Genomic DNA, 18,199 nt, shown 5'->3' with positions numbered 1-18,199 from the left:
GACCGTCACGCCTCCTGCTTCCGCGCGATCAGCGTCCCGTCCGGCCCGGGCGCGCAGCGCCAGCCGGGGGCGATGAAGGCGGTGGTGTATTCCTCCTCGATCAGCGCAGGCCCTTCGACCGGGGCGGCGACCTGCTCGCGCTGGTGCACCGCGGCCTCCTGCCAGCGCCCGCCGAGGAAGATCCGCCGTGCCTCCGGCCTGCGATCGGCGCCCAGGCCGGGGCGGCGCATTGTCCCGGCGCGCGGCAGCAGGCCCGTGGCGGTCAGGCGCAGCGCCACCAGCTCCACCGGCGCCGCCGGATTGCTGTAGGAGAAGCGGCGCTCGTGCAGGCGGTGGAAGCCGGCCAGCAACGCCTCCAGCGCCGCCGCGTCCGGTGCGGCGTCGCCCGCGGGCGCCTCCCAGGGCACCACCAGCTCGAAGGCCTGGCCGCGATAGCGCAGGTCGGCCGAAAGGGCGAAGCGGCGCGCCTCCGCCGGCACGCCATCCGCGGCCAGCAGCGCGTCGCCCTGCTCCCGCAGGGCGGCGCAGCTTTCCGCGATGCGGGGCAGGTTCCCCGCCACGGCCGGCATCACCCGGCTGCGCGCCACGTCGTGCACGATGTTGGAATGCAGGATGCCGAAGGCGGAGAAGGTGCTGGCATCCGCCGGGAAGATCACCTCGCCGATGCCCAGCTCCTCGGCCACGGGGATGGCGTGCAGCCCGCCCGCGCCGCCGAAGGAGAGCAGGCTGAAGTCGCGCGGGTCGAGCCCCTTCTCGAAGAGGCTGAGCCGCGCCGCCGAGGCGAGCGCGTTGTTGACCACGGTCAGCACCCCTTCCGCCGCCGCATCCGTTTCCAGCCCCAGGGGCCGCGCCACCTTCGCGGCGATGGCCTCGCGGGCGCCTTCCGTGTCCAGCGCCATGGCGCCGCCCAGGAAGAAACGCCCGTCCAGCCGCCCGAGGGCGATGTTCACATCCGTCACCGCCGGCTCGGTGCCGCCCCGGCGGTAGCAGACGGGACCAGGGAAGGAGCCCGCCGAGCGCGGCCCGACGGTGAGCCGCCCGCCGGAATCCACCGCCGCGAGGGAGCCGCCGCCGGAGCCGATGGTGCGGATCTCGATCATCGGCAGGCGCACCGGCAGGCCGTCGATCTCGCCCTGGGTCATCAGCGTGACCTGCCCGCCCTGCACCACGCAGATGTCGAAGGAGGTGCCGCCCATGTCCGCGCCGACGAGGTTCGGCCGGCCCAGCGCCTCGGCAGCGCGCATGGTGGCGAGCGCCCCGCCGCTGGGGCCGGACAGCAGCAGCCGCACCGGCTGCCGCGACGCCATCTCCGCCGAGCAGACGCCGCCATTGGACTGCACCAGCAGCAGCCGCGCCGCCAGCGCGCGTTCCACCATGCGCTGCTGCAGCCGGGCGAGGTAGCGCCCCACCACCGGCATCAGCAGCGCGTTCAGCACGGTGGTCGAGCTGCGCTCGTATTCGCGGATCTCCGGGCTCACCTCGGAGGACAGGCTGAGCGGCAGGTCCGGGAACTCGGCGCGGATGCGCCCGGCCAGCAGCTCCTCATGCGCCGCGTTGACATGGGCGTTGAGCAGGCAGATCGCCACCGCCTCGGGCCGCAGCGCGCGCAGCCGCTCCAGCACCGCCGAGACCGAGGCCCCGTCCAGCGCCGTCTCCACCCCGCCGTCGCCGCGCAGCCGCTCCGCCACGCCGAGGCGCCGGTCGCGCGGCACCAGCGGGGGCTCCACCTTCTGCTTCAGCCCGTAGATGTCGCGGCGGGTGTGGCGGCCGATCTCCAGCACGTCCTCGAAACCCGCCGTGGTCAGCAGCACGCCGCGCGCGAGGCGCCGCTCCAGCACCGCGTTGGTGGCGATGGTGGTGCCGTGCAGCAGCAGGCGGATGTCGGCGAGGGCGAAGCCGTAGCGCTCCGCCGCCGCCTCGATGCCCGTCATCAGCCCGATGGAGGGGTCCTCCGGCGTGGTCGGGGTCTTGAGGCTGTGCAGCCCGCCGGTCCGCTCGTCGAGGATCTGCAGGTCGGTGAAGGTGCCTCCGATATCGATGCCGATCCGGATATGGCGCTGGGAAGACAAGGGAGGAATCCTGATCACATGCCGAGATAGGCACGCCGCACATCGGCGTTGCCGGCGATCTCCGCGGCCGGGCCGGACATCACGACCCGGCCGGTCTGCAGCACATAGGCGCGGTCGGCGATGGCCAGCGCCTCGGCCAGCCGCTGCTCCACCAGCAGCACCGTGACGCCGAGGGCGCGGATGCGCGTGACCGCCGCCAGGATGTCGTCCACCAGCTTCGGCATGATGCCCTGGCTGGGCTCGTCGAGCATCAGCAGCTTCGGCTGGGTCAGCAGGGCGCGGCCGATGGCCAGCATCTGCTGCTCCCCGCCCGAGAGCGTGCCGGCGAGCTGCGGCAGGCGTTCCTTCAGCCGGGGAAAGAGCTCGAAGACCAGTTCCAGCGGCCTGAAGCGGTCCGGGTCGCCCTTGCGCGCATAGGCGCCGAGGCGGAGGTTGTCCTCCACCGAAAGGCGCGGAAAGAGCCGTCGCCCCTCGGGCACAAGGTTGACGCCGAGGCGCGCGATCCGGTGCGAGGGCATGCGGCGCAGGCTCTCGCCCTGGAAGGCGATCCGCCCCTCGGTCGCGACCTGGCCGGCGATGGCCTTCAGCAGCGTGCTCTTGCCCGCGCCATTGGCACCGACCACCGCCACCACCTCGCCCTGGCCGACCTCCAGATCGACGCCCTGCAGGGCCATGAGGCCCCGGTAGCTGGCGGAAACGCCCTCAAGCCGCAGCATAGCGGTCCCCCAGATAGGCGCGGATCATCTCCGGGTCGCGCACCACCTCCTGCGGCGAGCCGGTGAGCAGGACCTTGCCGAGATTCAGCACCACGGCGCGGTCGATCAGCGGCAGCAGAACCTCCATCACATGCTCGACCATGATGATGGTGACGCCCTGGTCGCGCACCGCGCGGATGAGCTGCACGCCGGACTGTGCCTCGGAGGGTGTCAGCCCGGTCAGCATCTCGTCCAGCAGCAGGATGCGCGGCTTCGTCGCCAGGGCGCGCGCCACCTCCAGCCGCCGCTTCTCGGGCGGCGTCAGCGAGATGGCCGGCCTATCCATGCGCCCGAGCAGCCCGGCGAAGTCCAGCACCTGCTCGGCCGCGGCCATCGCCTCCCGCGCGGTGCGGTGGCGGGTGAAGGCGCCCACCATCACATTCTCCAGCACGGTCATGGAGTCGAAGGAGCGCACCACCTGGAAGGTGCGGGCGATGCCGCGCCGCGTGCATTCCACCGGCCCGAGGCCGGAGATGCGCTGCCCCTCCATGCGGATCTCGCCGGTATCGGGCGTGACCTCGCCGGAGATCGAGTTGAACAGCGAGGTCTTGCCCGCGCCGTTCGGCCCGATCAGGCCCAGGATCTCGCCGCGATGGACGTCGAAGGTGATGTCGCTGTTCGCCTGCACGCCGCCGAAGCGCTTGCTGACGTTGCGGACCTCAAGAAGCGCGGCCATCGCCACCTCCCGCCTGGCTCCTGACGCCGAGCAGGCTGACCAGCCCCTGCGGCCGGGCCAGCGCCACGATCATGATCAGCAGCCCGTAGATCATCAGGTCCACGCCACTGCCGGAGCCACCCAGGTAGGAGCGCGAGAGTTCCGACACCGGGATCAGCACCGCCGCGCCGATCAGCGGCCCCCAGAGCGTGCCGACGCCGCCCAGCACCGCGGGCAGGGCGATCAGGATGGAGAAGGAGCCCGCGAGGATGCTGTCCGGGTCGATATAGCCGACATACTGCGCGTAGATCGCGCCGCCGACGCCGATGAGGAAGCCGCTGATCGCGGCCGCCGCCATCTTGGAGGGGAAGACCCGCACGGCGAGGCTGCGCGCCGCCGTCACGTCGTCCTTCACCGCGCGCCAGGAATAACCCCAGCGCGAGCCCTCGATCGCCCAGGCCACAACCCAGGTCAGGGCGGCGAAGCCCAGGGTGATGAAGTGCCAGGGCAGCTTGGAGATGCGGAACTGCAGGTTCAGCCAGGAATCCGGCCCCAGCGGCACATAGATGCCCATCGCGCCACCGACCCATTCCCAGTTCAGGAAGAGCAGGTAGCCGATCTCCCCCACCACCACGGTCGCGATGGCGTAGTAGTGGCCGGACAGGCGGAAGCAGGGCCAGCCGACCAGCAGGGCGCAGAGCCCGGCCACGATGCCCGCCGCCGCCATGCCGAGCACCGGCGGCACGCCCGCATGGACGAAGAGCATGGTGGAGACATAGCCGCCCACGCCGAAATACAGCGCATGGCCCAGCGAGATCTGGCCGCAATAGCCGCCCAGGATGTTCCAGGCCTGGCTGAGCCCGGCATAGAGCAGGGTCAGGATGATCAGGTTCTGCGCATAGACGTCGGTGACGCCGAAGGGCAGCGCCGCGAGCAGGAGCAGGATCACCGCGCCGACCAGGAGCTCGCGCCGCCGGCGGCGGGTGATGGCGTTGGCGCGCGGCGGCGCGGCGGCGGCCTGTTGCAGGGTGGTGGACATCACAGCTTCCCGAACAGGCCGCGCGGGCGGAAGGCCAGCACGAACATATAGAGGGCGAACATCCCGATCTGCTTGACCGAGGGTTCCAGCACCAGGGCGGTGAGGGATTCCGCGAGGCCCACCAGCAGCCCGGCCACCAGCGCGCCCAGCAGGCTGCCGAAGCCGCCCAGCGCCACGGTGACATAGGCGATGGTGGCGAAGTTCACGCCCACATTGGGCGAGACGTAGTAGAAGGTGGCCAGCATCGCGCCCGCCACGCCCACCGCCGCGGCGCCCATGCCCCAGCCGATGGCGAAGATGCGGTCGCGGTCGATGCCGATCAGCGCCACCGCGTCGCGGTCCTCGCGCGTCGCCTCCAGCGCCCGGCCGAACTCGGTGCGCGAGACGGCGAGCAGCGCGGCGAAGGCCAGCAGGCAGACCACCGAGGCCACGAGCTGCGGCAGCGGCAGGTAGATGCCGGCGAGGTTCACCGTGCGGTCGCTGACCCAGGTGCCGGTGAGGCTCTGGAACTCGCTGCCGAACAGGTACTGCGCCGCGCCGCGCAGGAAGATCGCCAGGCCGAAGGTCACGAAGATCTGCGACATGCCGCGGTTGAAGGTGACGGACAGAGCCCGCCCGATCAGCAGGCGGTAGATCGCCATGCCGAAGCCGAACAGCAGCAGCGCCACCAGCGGCAGCAGCAGGATCGGGTCGAGGCCGCTGTACTGGTAGAGGATCAGCGTCGCGAACATGGCGAGCATCAGCAGCTCCCCATGGGCGAAGTTCACCACGTCCATCAGCCCGAAGATCAGCGACAGCCCGGCCGCCACGAGGGCATAGATCATGCCCATCAGCAGGCCGCTCACCACGGCCTGCGCGATCAGTTCAACGGTCATCCCCTTCGGCGCTTACTGGCCGACGTTCCAGACCAGCGGCACCGAGGCCACGTCGGACGGCCAGACGGTCCGGTAGGAGCCCTTGGTCACCTGCTGGATCACCGGCGTGCCGAGCAGGTTGTTGCCTGCCTTGTCGAACTTCACGCCCTTCCAGGGCATGATGGTCTGGTCGCCGGCGATGTCGGTCGCCTGGAAGGCCTTCTGAAGGTCGGCCGCCCTGGTCGAGCCGGCGCGGTTGATCGCGTCCGCCGCCACCTGGAGCGCGGTGAACTCGCGCGCGGTGTTGTCGTTCAGGTCCTTGTTCTGCCTGGCCTTGTAGAGCGCGTTGATCTTCTCGATCGCCGGCCGGCTGCTGCCCGCGTCGATGGCGAAGGAGGAGCGGCTGAGCACGCCCTCGGCCATGGCGCCGACGCCGGCGAGGAAGGCCTGCTCCTGGAAGCCCGCCGCCTGGGCCATGATCGCCTTGGGCTTGTAGCCGATCTCGTTCATGGCGCGCAGGATCAGGATGGCGTCGCTGGTATAGGAGGAGGGCATCAGCACATCCGCGTCCGCCGCCTTGAGCCGCTGCGCCTCGGCGGCGAGGCTCGGCGAGTTGGCGCGGTACTTGATGTCGGCCAGGACCTTGATGCCCGCCTGCTCCGCCATCTTCCGCTGGATGGTGGCGCTGTCCGTGCCGAAGATGCTGTCCTCGTAGAAGAGCGAGATGGAGCCGACCTTGCGGCCGGTCTTCTCCCCCGTCTCCTTGAAGAAGTCGAACATGGCCTCGGTGAAGGTCACGTCGTTCGGCGAGGGCCGGAAGAACCATTGCAGCCCGCGCTGCGTCAGGCTGGGCGAGGAGTTGTCGGCGGAGACATAGGGGATCTGGTAGCGCTCGGTGACCTGGGAGATGGTCGCCGCCGTGGCGGAGGAGAAGCTGCCGATGATCAGCGCCACCTTCTCCTGCGTGATCAGGCGCTCGGCCTCGGCGCGGGCCTTCTGCGGGTCGTTCTGGTGGTCGGCGAAGACCAGGCGGAGCTTCGCGCCGCCCAGCTTCGGCAGGCCGCCGCCCTCGCCCAGCAGCATGGGCACGCGGTCGTGCTGGCCGTTGATGATCTCGGTGCCCACCTCCATCACCGCCTTGGCGTCCTGCCCGATCTGGGCGCTGTTGCCGGTCAGCGGATAGACGGCCCCGATCACCACCTCCTCGGCGGCGTGGGCGCGGCGGATGTTCACGAGCGGGAGGCTGGCGGACCCCAGGGCGGCCCCCAGGGCGGAGGCACGGAGCGCGGCACGGCGAGTGAGCATGGACCCTCTCTGGCGATGGAACGGATGCGGCTCCGCCGGCACCGGCAGAGTTCGTCCGAGGCATGGACGGCTTGGCCGCCGGGAAGGCTCGCGGGGGCGCTGGCGGCCACCGGACGGGTCCAAAGCTCAGGACGGAAGGATCGGCGAGACGCATCCATTCTGTCCAATTGGCTTTCACAACCGGATGCCATCAGCCAGGCTTATGGAAGAATGCCGAAATACCGGGCAGTTGCGCGGCGTCATCGCAAGGTCCTGGCGCACCGGAAGGCCGCTTCCGGCGCCGGGACCCCATATTCCGCATCGCCCGCCCGGCGCGCCGGATGGGCAAGGCGCCGGCGCATCCCGCATAGTCCCCTCCAGCCGGAGGTGGCCGCCAGCGAGGACCATGATCGACCTGCGAAGCCTGGAGATCTTCTACTGGGTCGCGACGCTGGAAAGCTTCGGCCGGGCGGCGGAGCGGCTCTACACCACGCAGCCCGCCGTTTCCCAGCGCGTGGCGGGGCTGGAGACGGAACTCGGCCACAGGCTCTTCGAGCGCTCCGGACGCTCGATCCACCTGACGCCCAAGGGGCGCCACCTGCTGGGCTATGCCGAGCGCCTGCTGCGGCTGCACACGGAGATGGTGCAGACCATCGCCGCCGGGGAGCAGCTCGGCGGCGTGGTGCGCCTCGGCGTCGCCGAAACCATCGTGCAGACCTGGCTGTCGGACTTCATCGAGCAGGTGAACACGCGCCACCCGACCGTCACCTTCGAGATCGAGGTCGCCATCACCCCGGACCTCAAGCAGGCGCTGCTGCGGCAGGAGATGGACCTCGCCTTCGTGACCGGCCCGCTCTCGGAGCCGGAGCTCATGGACCTGGAGCTGATCTCCTACCCGATCCGCTTCCTGGCCGGCCGCCGCACGCGCTTCGAGGAGGAGCCGGTGCCGCCGGAGGCGCTGCGCCGGCACCCGCTCATCACCTTCCCCAAGAACACCGTCAACCACCGCGACCTGCGCCAGGCCTTCCAGGCGCTGGGCCTGGGCGCGCCCCGCATCCATGCCAGCGCCTCGCTCGCCACCATGATCCGCATGGCGGTGGACGGCATCAGCATCGCCGCCATCCCCCCCGTGGTCGCGCAGAACGAGATCGCGCGCGGCGAGCTGCGCCTGATCGAGACACCGCTGCGCCTGCCGCTGGCCCGCTTCACCGCAAGCTACCGCCCGGCACCCGATGCCGTCCTGGTGCCCAAGCTGGCGGGGATCGCGGTCAGCGTGGCGCACGCCTATGCACAGCAGCACGGCTTCATCTGAAGGCGCCGCCGTTGCCGAGCGCCCCGCACCTGGGGGCCAGAGCAACGCCGGGCGTAGCGCCCAGGCGCCCGCGTCAGCGCGCGGGAACGACCGCCCCGCCGTAGCGGCTCGCCGGCACCGGCACACCCAGGTTCCCGCGCAGGGTGCGGGAGGCGTATTCCGTGCGGAACATCCCGCGCCGCTGCAGTTCCGGCACCACCTGCGCCGCGAAATCCTCCAGCCCCACGGGCAGGGCAGCGGGGCAGATGTTGAAGCCGTCCGCCGCCTCGGCCTCCACCCAGGCCTCCATCTCGTCGGCGATCTGCTTCGCGGTGCCGATCAGGATGCGCGAGCCGAAGCCCGCCGCGATGGTGGTGTAGAGCTGCCGGATGGTGAGGTTGTCGCGGCGCGCCAGCTTCAGCAGGTTCTGCGCGATGCTGCGGACCTTGGGGTCGTTCGGCTCCGGCACCGGCCCGTCCAGCGAATGGGCGGAAAGGTCGCCCATCTGGCCGTAGAGATAGGAAAGCCCCAGCTCCGGCGCGACCAGCGCGTTCAGCAGGTCGTACTTCTCGCGCGCCTCGGCCTCCGTCTCGCCGATGAAGGGGGTGATGCCGGGAAGGATCTTCATCCCCTCCGGGTCCCGCCCCTTGCGCGCGGCGCGCTCCTTGAGGTCGCGGTAGTAGCTGCGGCCGGTGTCGATCTCGTGCGGCACGGCATAGATGACCTCGGCGCTCTCCGCCCCGATCTCCATGCCTGCCTCGGAGGCCCCGGCCTGGACCAGGACGGGACGCGCCTGCGGGCTGCGTGCCACGCTGAGCGGCCCCTTCACCTTGAAGTGCTTGCCCTGGTGGTTCAGCACATGCAGCTTCGCCGCGTCGAAGAAGATGCCGCTTTCCTTGTCGCGGACCAGCGCGTCGGCATCCCAGGAATCCCAGAGCCCCTTCACCACCTCGACGAATTCGGCGGCGCGTTCGTAGCGCGTGCCGTAGTCCAGGTGCTGGTCGCGGTTGAAGTTCTGCGCCTCCGCATCCGACCAGGAGGTAACGATGTTCCAGCCCGCGCGGCCGCCGCTGATCCTGTCCAGCGAGGCGTATTTCCGGGCGATGTGGTACGGTTCGTTGTAGGTGGTGGAGGCGGTGGCGACGAGGCCGATATGCGTGGTCATCGGCGCCAGGGCGGAGAGCAGGGTCAGCGGCTCCAGCTCCGCCGTCTGGGCGGAGCGGCAGAGCGAGCCCGGCGGCTCGTCCTTCGCGCGGATGCCGATGCCGTCGGCCAGGAAGACCATGTCGAACTTCGCCGCCTCGGCGAGCCGCGCGACGTTCAGGAAGTGGGAGAAGTCCGAGGCCCCGCCCGGATCGACCTGCGGATGGCGCCAGGCTGCGGCGTGATAGCCGAGATAGCGCATCGACAGGCCCATGCTGATCATCTTGCGGGCGGGCATGGCGGATCTCCTCAGGCGGCGCCGCGTTCCGGCACGCCGTGCAGGGTGCCGATCAGCGCGCGTGTGTAGTCGTGGCGGGGCTGGGTGAAGACCTGCTCGGTCGGGCCGATCTCCAGCAGCCTGCCGAAGTGCATCACCGCGACCCGGTGGCACAGGAAGTGTGCCGGAGACGCCGGGTGGAGCCTTAGTCACGATGCTTGTTCCTAGCGGGCATCCTGGTGAAAAATTTCGTTGTTCAGTATACATCTACGTCGACCGGGCACCGCAAGAGCAATCACTTTTGTATAAATCTTCCATAATTTCATAAATGCCCTTGCGTTGATCGACAGAGCCGAGAATTTCGGCATACCCAATCCCGGCGCAACCAAGGAGACGCGGGCGTGGATGAAATGGCCACCCTCCCGGCCGGCACCGACACGGCGCGCAGCCCCGACCTCTACACCGCCATGAAGGCGGAGATCGTCTCGCTGCGCCTCGCCCCCGGCACGCAGTTGCAGGAAGTGGCGCTGGGCCAGCGCTTCGGCGTCAGCCGCACGCCCGTGCGGGAAGCGTTGCAGGGCCTTCTGCATGACGGGCTGGTGGAGCGCTTCGGCCGCTTCTACCGCGTCATCCGCATGACGGAAGCCGAGATCCGCGACTTCTGTGAGTTGCGCGAGGCCCTGGAATGCATGGCGGTCGGCCTCGCCGTGGAGCGCGAGCCGGGCTGCACCACGGTGCTGGAAAGGCTGATCGCCCAGCAGGAGACGGCCTTCGCGCAAGGCGACCTCGATGCCTTCCACGCCCTCGACGGCGCCTTCCACCTCCGCATCGGCCAGGGCGCGGGCAATGCCGCGCTGCTGCGGCAGATGGAGATGCTGCACGACAAGGCGACGCTGGTGCGCGCCATGGAGGGCAGCCGCCCCCACTGGGCCGGGCGCGTGGTCGCCGAGCACTGCCGCATCCTCGATGCCATGCGGCGCCGGGAAGCGGACATTGCCGCGGCGGAGATGCGCTACCACATCCGCAGCGTCGTCATGCTCCGCCCCCGGCAGGCGCCGCTCCCGTCGCCAGAGGACGGGCCGGAGGCATCACCGGAAGGGACGCTGCAAGCCTCCGGAGCAGTCCACCCCGGCCTTCCCTGAGCCTTTCCCCGCCCCAGCTTGCTCACCCCGGCCTACCCGCCCCGGCCTCCCCGGCCCGTTGCCTTCAGCATTCCACGGGCCTATCCCTGTTCCCGATGGGGATGGGGTTCCCCCGAAACCGCCCGGATGGGCTGATGACTCCTACCGCAACCACGGAATGCGGTAGGGGTGCGTCCGGACCACGCCTGCCGCTGGGCGGGTTCCTTCGCTCGCCCCGCAAGCAAGGAGCGAGCATGTCATTCACCACCTGCCTCCTGGTCATGATCGGCGGCGCCCTCGGCACCCTGGCGCGCTATGCCGTTTCCGTGCTGGCGCTGCCGATCAGCCGCGACCTGCCCTGGGGCACCATCCTCATCAACGTCGCCGGCTCCTTCGTCATCGGCTTCTTCGGCACGCTGACCCTGGCCCATGGCCGCTTCCCGGTGTCGGAGAACATCCGCCTCTTCGTGATGATCGGACTCTGCGGCGGCTTCACCACCTTCTCCTCCTTCAGCCTCCAGACGCTGGACCTGCTGAGGAGCGGCGCCGTGCTCCGTGCGTCGATCAACATCGTGGCCTCCCTGCTGCTCTGCATCGGGGCGGTGGCCGTGGGCCACACCATCGCGGCCCATGTCAACGGCGGCGCCCGGCAGATCGCCCAGGCCGCCATCGAAGAGGATGCATGACGGCGGAAGCCCCATGCGCCATCGCTTGGGGCGGGGCACGGGGCGAGGCCCGACCTCCGGCGACGGCAGACGGACATGCCGCCGCTTGACCTCGGCCCCGGTCACGGCCCACTGGAACCCTTAGAGGTTCCCCGGATGGACGAGCTCACTCGGCAAAGGCCATCGGCTGGCCCGGAACAGCAAAAAGGGCGGGAGACGGGATGCGTGGCGGCCTGCCCGCGGACCCTGACCGATCTCGAGGCCGACCCCCTGGCCGTGATCGCCGAGGGGCGGGAAGCCGATCCCTTCCTGAGCTGGAAGGGCATCATCCGCCCGATCGACCGGGTGATCGACCGCGATGCGACCGCCCGGCACGCCGCCCGCCGTGCCGAGATGACCTCCCCCCGCTGCGTCGCCCAGCTCCTCCGGGCCGCCCGCTTCATCGAGCAGGCGCCCCCCAGCCGCCGCATCAACCGCCGGCGCTCCACCTATGGCTGGAAGCATGTCGCGGAGCGCTTCCACAAGGCCATGGACCCGTCGGGCGACTGCTATGTGGGGGAAGGCATGTTCATCCTCGCGGCGCGCGCCATGGGCCTGATGGTCCATGTCGATCGCCACGAGGACACCTATGTGAACCTGTCCGAACGCGCTGCCACGCCCTGGGGCGACAGCGGGGACGGCGCCGCCCCATAGGGCGCGGCGCTTCCGCGCTCAGGCCGCGACGGGCACGCGCTCCGGCCGCTCGATCAGCGCCGCCAGCCGCTGCCCGGAACCGGCCGCCATGGTCCAGCCGGTATGGCCGTGCCCGGTGTTCAGGAACAGGCCGGGAATGCGTGTCGGGCCGATGCGCGGCCGCCCATCCGGCACCATCGGCCGCAGCCCCGCCCAGCGCACCGCGCCTTCCGCCGTCTCCGTGCCCGCCATCGCCGGGAAAAGCTCCGCCACGCCACGCATCAGCGCCCCGATCCGCAGCGGGGATGGCGTCGTGTCGTAATCGGCGACCTCGGCCGAGCCGACAATGCGGTAGCGGTCGCCCAGCGGCGTCAGCGCGAATTTCCGCGTGTCGTCGAGGATGGCGTTGCGCGGCCCCTCCGGCCAGACGCGGCGCGGCACGGTGACCGAAAGGCCCTTCACCGGATAGACGGGCAAGGCAATGCCATGGCGGCGCAGGAAGATCGGGCTCTGGCTGGCCAGCGCCACCACCACCGCGTCGCCCGCGATCTCCCCGCTCCCCCCGTCGGCGCTGGTCGTCACCCCAGCCACGCGCCCTTCGCGCAGCAACAGGTCCTTCGCCGTGGTGTTGTAGTGGAACCGCGCCCCGCGCGCCGCGCACCAGGCGGCCAGCCCCTGGCTGAACTTGTTGCAGTCACCGATCTCGTCCTGGGGGAAGTACAGGCCGCCGGCGATGCGCTCCGCCACCGGCCCCAGCGCCGGCTCGCGCGCCACGCAGGCGGCGCGGTCCAGCCGCTCCGTCTCCAGCCCGAAGGGCGCCAGCGCCTCATGCGCCAGCGCCGCTTCCTCCAGCGTCGCGGCATCGGCGAAGGTCTTCAGCACGCAATGCCCGGCATCGTCATAGGCGACCCCGGTGCGGGCCCGGATCTCCGCCATGCAGCGCGCGCTCAGCAGCGCCAGCTCCAGATTGGCGAGGCAGGTTTCGCGGTAGCGCGCCGGCCGCGCCGCCATCATGAAACCCAGCCCCCAGCGCCACATGCGCGGCAGGGCGGAGGGGCGCAGCAGCATCGGCGCATCCTCCTGCCCCAGCCAGCGCAGCACCTTCATCGGCACGCCGGGTGCCGCCCAGGGCTGGACGGAGCTGACATGGATGATGGCGCCGTTGCCCCAGCTCGTCTCCACCCCGGCGGCCTCGCGGCGCTCCACCACCGTGACCTCGTGCCCGGCCTCCAGCAGCCAATAGGCGGTAGCCACGCCGATGACGCCAGCCCCCAGCACGATGACGCGCATGTCGCGAAACTCCTCGTTCCAGCCATCCCTGTTTCGCGCCCTGACGCGGCCCCTGTCCAGCCACGGCGGCCCACCATTCCCGCACCAGAAGGGAAAATCGAAAGGGAAGAGCCGCCTCAGCCGATCAGCGCGAAGCGGTCCACATCCACCAGCCCGCGATCGGTGATCTTCAGGTGCGGGATCACCGGCAGGGACAGGAAGGCGAGTTGCAGGAAGGGTTCCTCCAGCGCGCAGCCCATCCCCTGCACCGTGTCGCGCAGCCCGTGCAGCGCGTGCCGCACGGTCTCGAAGGGATCGAGGCTCATCAGCCCGGCCAGAGGCAGGGCGAGTTCCGCCAGCACCGCGCCGTCGCGCACCGCGACGAAGCCGCCGCCCAGCGCGATCAGCCGGTTGACCGCGAGCGCCATGTCGGCGTCGCTGGCGCCCACCACGCAGATATTGTGGCTGTCATGCCCGACCGAGGAAGCGAGCGCCCCGCCGCGCAGGCCGAAGCCGCGCACGAAGCCGCGCCCGACATTGCCGTTGCGCCCGTGACGCTCCAGCACGCAGACCTTCAGCAGGTCGCCGGCCGGATCGGCCTCGCACAGCCCGCCCCGCACCAGGGGCCGCGCATCGTCGATCCGCGCGGTGATGATCTTGCCGGGGATGATGCCGATCGCCGGCAACCCCGCCGCGCTCTCCGGAACGCGGAACACCTCCGGCCCCACCGGGGCAAGGCGCACGGAATTGCCGCCCGGCGGCGGCGGCAGGGCGCGCCCCACGAAGCTCTCCGCCGTCACCGGCACGCCCTTGCGCAGCACGAGGCTGACGGCGCAGCTTTCCAGCTCCTCCAGCAGCAGGATATCGGCGAGATAGCCCGGTGCGATCAGCCCGCGGTCGCGCAGCCCGAAGCCGCGCGCCGCCGACCAGCTCGCCGCGCGATAGGTCGCCGTCACCGGCGCGCCGAGCGCGATGGCCCGGCGCACGAGATAGTCCATGTGCCCCTGCTCGAAAATGTCGAGCGGGTTGCGGTCGTCGGTGCAGAGACCCAGGAAGGGCGAGGTGAACTCCCCGATCAGCGGCGCCAGCGCGGTCACGTCCTTGGAGACGGTGCCCTCCCGGATCAGCACCTGCATCCCCTTGGACAGCTTCTCCAGCCCTTCCTCGTAGCCCGTCGTCTCGTGGCAGTTGCGGATGCCGCAGGAGAGATAGGCGTTCAGCGCCCTGCCGGAGAGCAGCGGCGAATGCCCGTCGATATGCCCCTCGGCGAAGGCCGCCAGCTTGTCGAGGCAGACGGGGTCCTTGTTCAGCACGCCGGGCACGTTCATGAACTCGGCCAGGCCGATCACCTGCGGATGGTCGCGGTGCCGCACCAGCTCCGGCACGTCGAGCCGCGCCCCCGCCGTCTCCAGCTCCGTCGCCGGCACGCAGGAGGAAAGCTGCACCCGCAGGTCCATCACCGTGGCCAGCGAGGAATCGAGGAAATAGCGCAGGCCTTCCTCGCCCAGCACGTTGCAGATCTCGTGCGGATCGCAGATCGCCGTGGTGGTGCCGCGCGGCAGCACGCAGCGGTCGAACTCCCCCGGCGTGACCAGCGTGCTCTCGCAATGGACATGGCTGTCCACGAAGCCCGGCACGGCGAAGCGCCCGGCCGCGTCGATCTCCCGCACGCCCTCATAGCTCTCGCGCGTCCCCACGATCCGGTCGCCGCAGATGGCGATGTCGCCGCGCCGGATCGTCCCCGTCACCAGATCGAGGATCCGGGCATCCTTGATCACCAGATCGGCCTTCTCGCGCCCCAGCGCCTGGTCGATCCGCTTCTCCAGCACACGCCGCATGGCCGCAGCCCCCTCCATGACGCCCCAATGCTCCCGGACCACAGGGCTTTCCGCAAGCGGTTTGCCCTTCTGGCGCGCGGAGCCTCTTTCCTCCCCGACTTCCCCTGCTTCAAGGCGCCGCGCCCGCCGCCAGGATCAGATCTCCTGCCTGACCTGGGCATGGACCAGGACCGCGAAGAGGCCCGTCCCGCCGATGATGTTGCCGATCAGCGCGGGCAGGATGATGCCGCCCAGAACCTGTGCCAGCCCGGCCTGCCCCGCGAACAGCAGGAGGAAGGCCTCGGCGCTGCCGGCCACCACATGGGTGAAGCCGCCGAGGGCGATGGCATAGGTCAGCGCGAGCACGACCCAGAAATCGCCGCTGCTGATGCCGCCCCGGATCCAGGCCAACGACGCGATCAGGAAGCCCGCGGGGATGCCCTGCCGCAGGATATCGAGCGGCGTCTTCCGCAGAAGGCCCGACGAGATGTCGAGCATCGAGGCGAGCAGCGGCGGCTCCATCAGTGGCAGCCACAGGCTGACCGCCGCCGCGACGCAGGTGCCCACCATGTTGGCGGCGAAGACGACGGCCCAGAGGCGCGCCGCGGTGCCGAACCGCTTCCAGTCCGGTGCCGCCATGACCGGCAGGACAGTGACGATCGTCTGTTCCGTGAAGAGCTGCATGCGCCCGAGGACCACCATCAGGAAGCCCAGGCTGTAGCCGAGATCCGCGATCGCCTCCCGCCCGGGCATGCTGGCGGGGAGCTTGTGGTGCAGGGCCGCCTCGGCGATCACCGAGGTCGTGATCGCCAGCCCGCCCGCGACGCCGGACCAGAAGAGCGAGCCGACGGGCCGGGACAGCTCCTCCTCCCCCTGGCGCCGGATCACCTCATGGATGACGCGGGAGCGGGGCGCCGCCATCTCCTCCGCGCTCTCCTCCTCGGCTTGCGTCATCCCGCCCGGCTGTTCGTCGGCCATCCTGTTCCCCCGAAAATACCCCCGGGAAGCCTCGCTTCTCCAGGCATTGCTGACACTGCAACGTTCCAGCCCGGCGAAAGGCCGGGGCCCCCCCGGATCAGTGCGCGAAGCCGCCGATGCCGCGCGCCAGGGCCTCGTCCCGCCCGTCCCGCGTCAGTCCCCAGAGGGGGTTGTCCACCATCAGCCGCTGTCCGCCATCGCGCTGCACCGGGCGGATCACCGTCTGGGCGGTGCCGCGCGTCTGCGCCCCGAGGAGGTCGAAGGGGATGCGGACATAGAGGCCCTTGTCGAAGGAGCCCTCGCCGAACTTCGCGAAGGAGACATTGGTGAAGGTGGCGAAGCCGCCGACCTCGATGCCGTTGGCGAAGCGCCGGCCCAGCTCGACCGTGCCACCCCAGTCCCCGGCCAGGTAGCGCCCGGCCCGCAGCACGCCATAGAGGTTCCAGACCGGCAGGTCGGCATAGAGCGAGGCCTGCCCGGTCACGACGCCATAGTCGCGGAAGCCCAGCATCCCGTCATGGTCGCGCTGCCGCACCCAGTTCAGGTCCAGCCCCACCGCCCAGGAGCGGTCGTGCGGGCGGTACAGCACTTCGCCGGAAACGCCGCCGAACATCGGCTCCAGCCATCCGGCCGTGCCCCGCGCGAAGACATCGGGGGCAAGGTTCCAGATGCGCTCGGCATAGAGCGTCGGGATCGAGGTCTCCCCCTCCCGGGCATAGCGCGCATAGTCGCTCCGCACGTGCGGCAGCCGGCTGTCGGAGGGCAGGCCGCCGCCGATATTGCCCAGCAGCCGCTGCTGCACCGACCCGGCGAGGGCGAAGCCGGAGCCCAGCTCCAGCCGCGCCGTCCCGGCGATGGCCGCCTGCCAGCGCAGGCTGCGGGTGGGATCGCCCAGGATCAGCCCGAGCCTGGGCTCCAGCCCATAGGAAAGCCGTTGCGGCGGGGCGCGGCTTTCCCCCGACCAGGGATCGCCGGTCGCGGGCAGCATGGTCACGGCGGCGAAGGCTTCCTCCGGGCTGACGTGGCCGCGCGCGGCGTCGGCCAGGATGTCGCGCGGCGCCAGCACCCGGGCGACCTCCGCCCCGCCCAGCCACCAGGACAGGCGCAACACCAGCACCTCCGGCGGCAGCAGCCCCTCGGTGGCGCGGGTGATCCGCGCCAGCACCTGCGGCAGGGTGCGGAACCGCCCGCCCGACACGGCGATCCACGCCTCCCCGCCTTCCAGCGCGAAGGCCCGGGGCTGGAAGCCCGCCGCGTCCAGGGCGGCGAAGACCCGTGGGGCCAGGCCCTCCTCCCCGTCGGACCGGGCGGCGCGGCCCGGCACCGGCGGCGGCGCGGAGAGCGGGATCACCGGCATCCGGTTCGGGTCGAGGCGCAGGGAAAGCCGCGCCAGCAGGTCCGTCCCGTTCACGAAGGCCAGCCCCGCATCCACCCATTCGTTGGACCATTGCAGCCCGCCGTTCAGCTGCGAGCGGGCCCGGCCGCGCAGCCCGGTGGTCCGGCCGGGATAGCCGCCCCGTTCGTCGCGCAGTTCGTCGCCCGACCATTCCAGCTTGGCCCGCAGCCCCTCCACCGCGCCCCAGGGCGTGGGCAGGGGCGGCAGGCTGTATTCGACGCCGCCGAACGGCGCGACATCCGAGCCCTGGAAGAAATCCGTGCGCAGCGTACCGCCGCGCCCGACATCGCGCTCCCGCTCGTCGAAGCGGCCCGAGATCCGGCGCAGCGGGTTGCGTATCCCTCCGGCGGAACCCAGCCTTCCCCAGCCAAGGCCGAGGCTGAAGTCCCAGCCATGCCAGCGCTTGGAGGCGACGAGATACTCGCCGCCATAGATGCCCGTGCCGATCATGTCCTGCAGGCCGACGGCCACGGCCGGAAGCCAGGCGCTTTCCCGCAGCAGCCGGAGCTTCATGTCGAAGGAACGGTCCGTGGTGGTGCCCCGCCCGGTCGTACCGTTCAGCCGCTCGCTCAGGCGGAAGGTGGTTTCCAGGAAAGGCAGCGCCTGGAAGCCCAGGAACCAGAAGCGCCGGTCCGCCCGCAACGACGTCCCCGCCTCCAGGACCCCATCCTCGCGAAAGCGCGCATTGCGTGTTTCCAGCAACCCCACCCCGCCGAAATCCCCGCCGGTGGCGGGCACTTCCTCGGCGACGGCGGCGGTGGCGGCGAGCAGAAGGAGGAGGAAGACGAAAAGGCGGGACACGGAACAGGCTTCGGGCGCCGCGAAGACGCGCACACGCCGGAAAGGAGTTCAATACCGACCGGACACTTCATGCGGGAATTTCGCCGGCCGAGACCATTTCAACACAGCACCGT

Annotated in this window: 16 protein-coding genes and 1 riboswitch; of the genes, 4 read left to right on the top strand and 12 right to left on the bottom strand. The window is 70.6% G+C overall.

Going from position 1 to position 18,199, the window contains the following annotated elements:
* Window positions 1-5 precede the first annotated feature (5 nt).
* The 6 genes from CTJ15_RS20390 to CTJ15_RS20365 are packed head-to-tail and all read right to left on the bottom strand — an operon-like array spanning window position 6 to window position 6,677.
* Window positions 6-2,069, bottom strand: coding sequence for a hydantoinase/oxoprolinase family protein (locus CTJ15_RS20390; protein ID WP_099781912.1), 2,064 nt, complete (start codon window positions 2,067-2,069; stop codon window positions 6-8).
* A gap of 14 nt (window positions 2,070-2,083) precedes the next feature.
* A complete protein-coding gene (locus CTJ15_RS20385; protein ID WP_075821490.1) occupies window positions 2,084-2,785 on the bottom strand; it encodes an ABC transporter ATP-binding protein in 702 nt (233 codons plus the stop codon).
* Entirely contained in the window at window positions 2,772-3,500 is a 729-nt protein-coding gene (locus tag CTJ15_RS20380; protein WP_026033315.1) for an ABC transporter ATP-binding protein, read from the bottom strand. The genes CTJ15_RS20385 and CTJ15_RS20380 overlap by 14 nt, the downstream gene beginning before the upstream one ends.
* Complete coding sequence (locus CTJ15_RS20375) at window positions 3,484-4,518, bottom strand: branched-chain amino acid ABC transporter permease (protein ID WP_099781911.1); 1,035 nt, start codon at window positions 4,516-4,518, stop codon at window positions 3,484-3,486. The genes CTJ15_RS20380 and CTJ15_RS20375 overlap by 17 nt, the downstream gene beginning before the upstream one ends.
* Entirely contained in the window at window positions 4,518-5,393 is an 876-nt protein-coding gene (locus CTJ15_RS20370; protein ID WP_019461804.1) for a branched-chain amino acid ABC transporter permease, read from the bottom strand. Before CTJ15_RS20370 ends, CTJ15_RS20375 begins: the two co-directional genes overlap by 1 nt.
* A gap of 12 nt (window positions 5,394-5,405) precedes the next feature.
* Complete coding sequence (locus tag CTJ15_RS20365) at window positions 5,406-6,677, bottom strand: ABC transporter substrate-binding protein (protein ID WP_075821488.1); 1,272 nt, start codon at window positions 6,675-6,677, stop codon at window positions 5,406-5,408.
* Between the two features lie 385 nt (window positions 6,678-7,062).
* Between CTJ15_RS20365 and CTJ15_RS20360 the strand changes: the two genes are divergently transcribed.
* A complete protein-coding gene (locus CTJ15_RS20360; protein WP_099781910.1) occupies window positions 7,063-7,968 on the top strand; it encodes a LysR family transcriptional regulator in 906 nt (301 codons plus the stop codon).
* A 73-nt stretch (window positions 7,969-8,041) separates the two neighbouring features.
* Here CTJ15_RS20360 and CTJ15_RS20355 read toward each other — a convergent pair whose 3' ends face one another.
* Window positions 8,042-9,388, bottom strand: a complete 1,347-nt coding sequence (locus CTJ15_RS20355; protein WP_019461807.1) for an LLM class flavin-dependent oxidoreductase — start codon at window positions 9,386-9,388, stop codon at window positions 8,042-8,044.
* Between the two features lie 11 nt (window positions 9,389-9,399).
* Window positions 9,400-9,522: a hypothetical protein gene (locus tag CTJ15_RS25075; RefSeq protein ID WP_255414121.1), complete on the bottom strand. Its 123-nt coding sequence runs from the start codon at window positions 9,520-9,522 to the stop codon at window positions 9,400-9,402.
* Between the two features lie 255 nt (window positions 9,523-9,777).
* Here CTJ15_RS25075 and CTJ15_RS20345 point away from each other — a divergent pair, with 255 nt between their 5' ends.
* The 3 genes from CTJ15_RS20345 (at window position 9,778) to CTJ15_RS20335 (ending at window position 11,846) form a co-directional block, all read left to right on the top strand.
* The gene (locus CTJ15_RS20345; protein WP_099781909.1) at window positions 9,778-10,509 is read left to right on the top strand and encodes a GntR family transcriptional regulator; all 732 of its coding nucleotides are present in this window, start codon (window positions 9,778-9,780) and stop codon (window positions 10,507-10,509) included.
* Window positions 10,510-10,597: 88 nt separating this feature from the next.
* A riboswitch (Fluoride riboswitch) is annotated at window positions 10,598-10,660 on the top strand.
* An 82-nt stretch (window positions 10,661-10,742) separates the two neighbouring features.
* Window positions 10,743-11,174, top strand: coding sequence for a fluoride efflux transporter CrcB (gene crcB, locus CTJ15_RS20340; protein WP_019461814.1), 432 nt, complete (start codon window positions 10,743-10,745; stop codon window positions 11,172-11,174).
* Between the two features lie 204 nt (window positions 11,175-11,378).
* The gene (locus tag CTJ15_RS20335; protein WP_058390485.1) at window positions 11,379-11,846 is read left to right on the top strand and encodes a hypothetical protein; all 468 of its coding nucleotides are present in this window, start codon (window positions 11,379-11,381) and stop codon (window positions 11,844-11,846) included.
* Window positions 11,847-11,864: 18 nt separating this feature from the next.
* Here CTJ15_RS20335 and CTJ15_RS20330 read toward each other — a convergent pair whose 3' ends face one another.
* From CTJ15_RS20330 to CTJ15_RS20315, 4 genes are all read right to left on the bottom strand, one after another.
* On the bottom strand, window positions 11,865-13,115 hold the full coding sequence (locus CTJ15_RS20330) for a D-amino acid dehydrogenase (protein ID WP_058390484.1): 1,251 nt from the start codon (window positions 13,113-13,115) through the stop codon (window positions 11,865-11,867).
* Between the two features lie 116 nt (window positions 13,116-13,231).
* Window positions 13,232-14,932: an adenine deaminase gene (ade, locus tag CTJ15_RS20325; protein WP_226946003.1), complete on the bottom strand. Its 1,701-nt coding sequence runs from the start codon at window positions 14,930-14,932 to the stop codon at window positions 13,232-13,234.
* A gap of 135 nt (window positions 14,933-15,067) precedes the next feature.
* Complete coding sequence (locus CTJ15_RS20320) at window positions 15,068-15,889, bottom strand: formate/nitrite transporter family protein (protein WP_099781908.1); 822 nt, start codon at window positions 15,887-15,889, stop codon at window positions 15,068-15,070.
* Window positions 15,890-15,986: 97 nt separating this feature from the next.
* The gene (locus tag CTJ15_RS20315; protein WP_226946002.1) at window positions 15,987-18,086 is read right to left on the bottom strand and encodes a YjbH domain-containing protein; all 2,100 of its coding nucleotides are present in this window, start codon (window positions 18,084-18,086) and stop codon (window positions 15,987-15,989) included.
* Between the last annotated feature and the right edge of the window lie 113 nt (window positions 18,087-18,199).

The organism is Roseomonas sp. FDAARGOS_362 (assembly GCF_002754815.1).
Classification (GTDB): domain Bacteria; phylum Pseudomonadota; class Alphaproteobacteria; order Acetobacterales; family Acetobacteraceae; genus Roseomonas; species Roseomonas mucosa.
The sequence above is the reverse complement of the archived record's forward strand: the minus strand, read 5'-3'. Positions and strand labels throughout refer to the sequence as shown.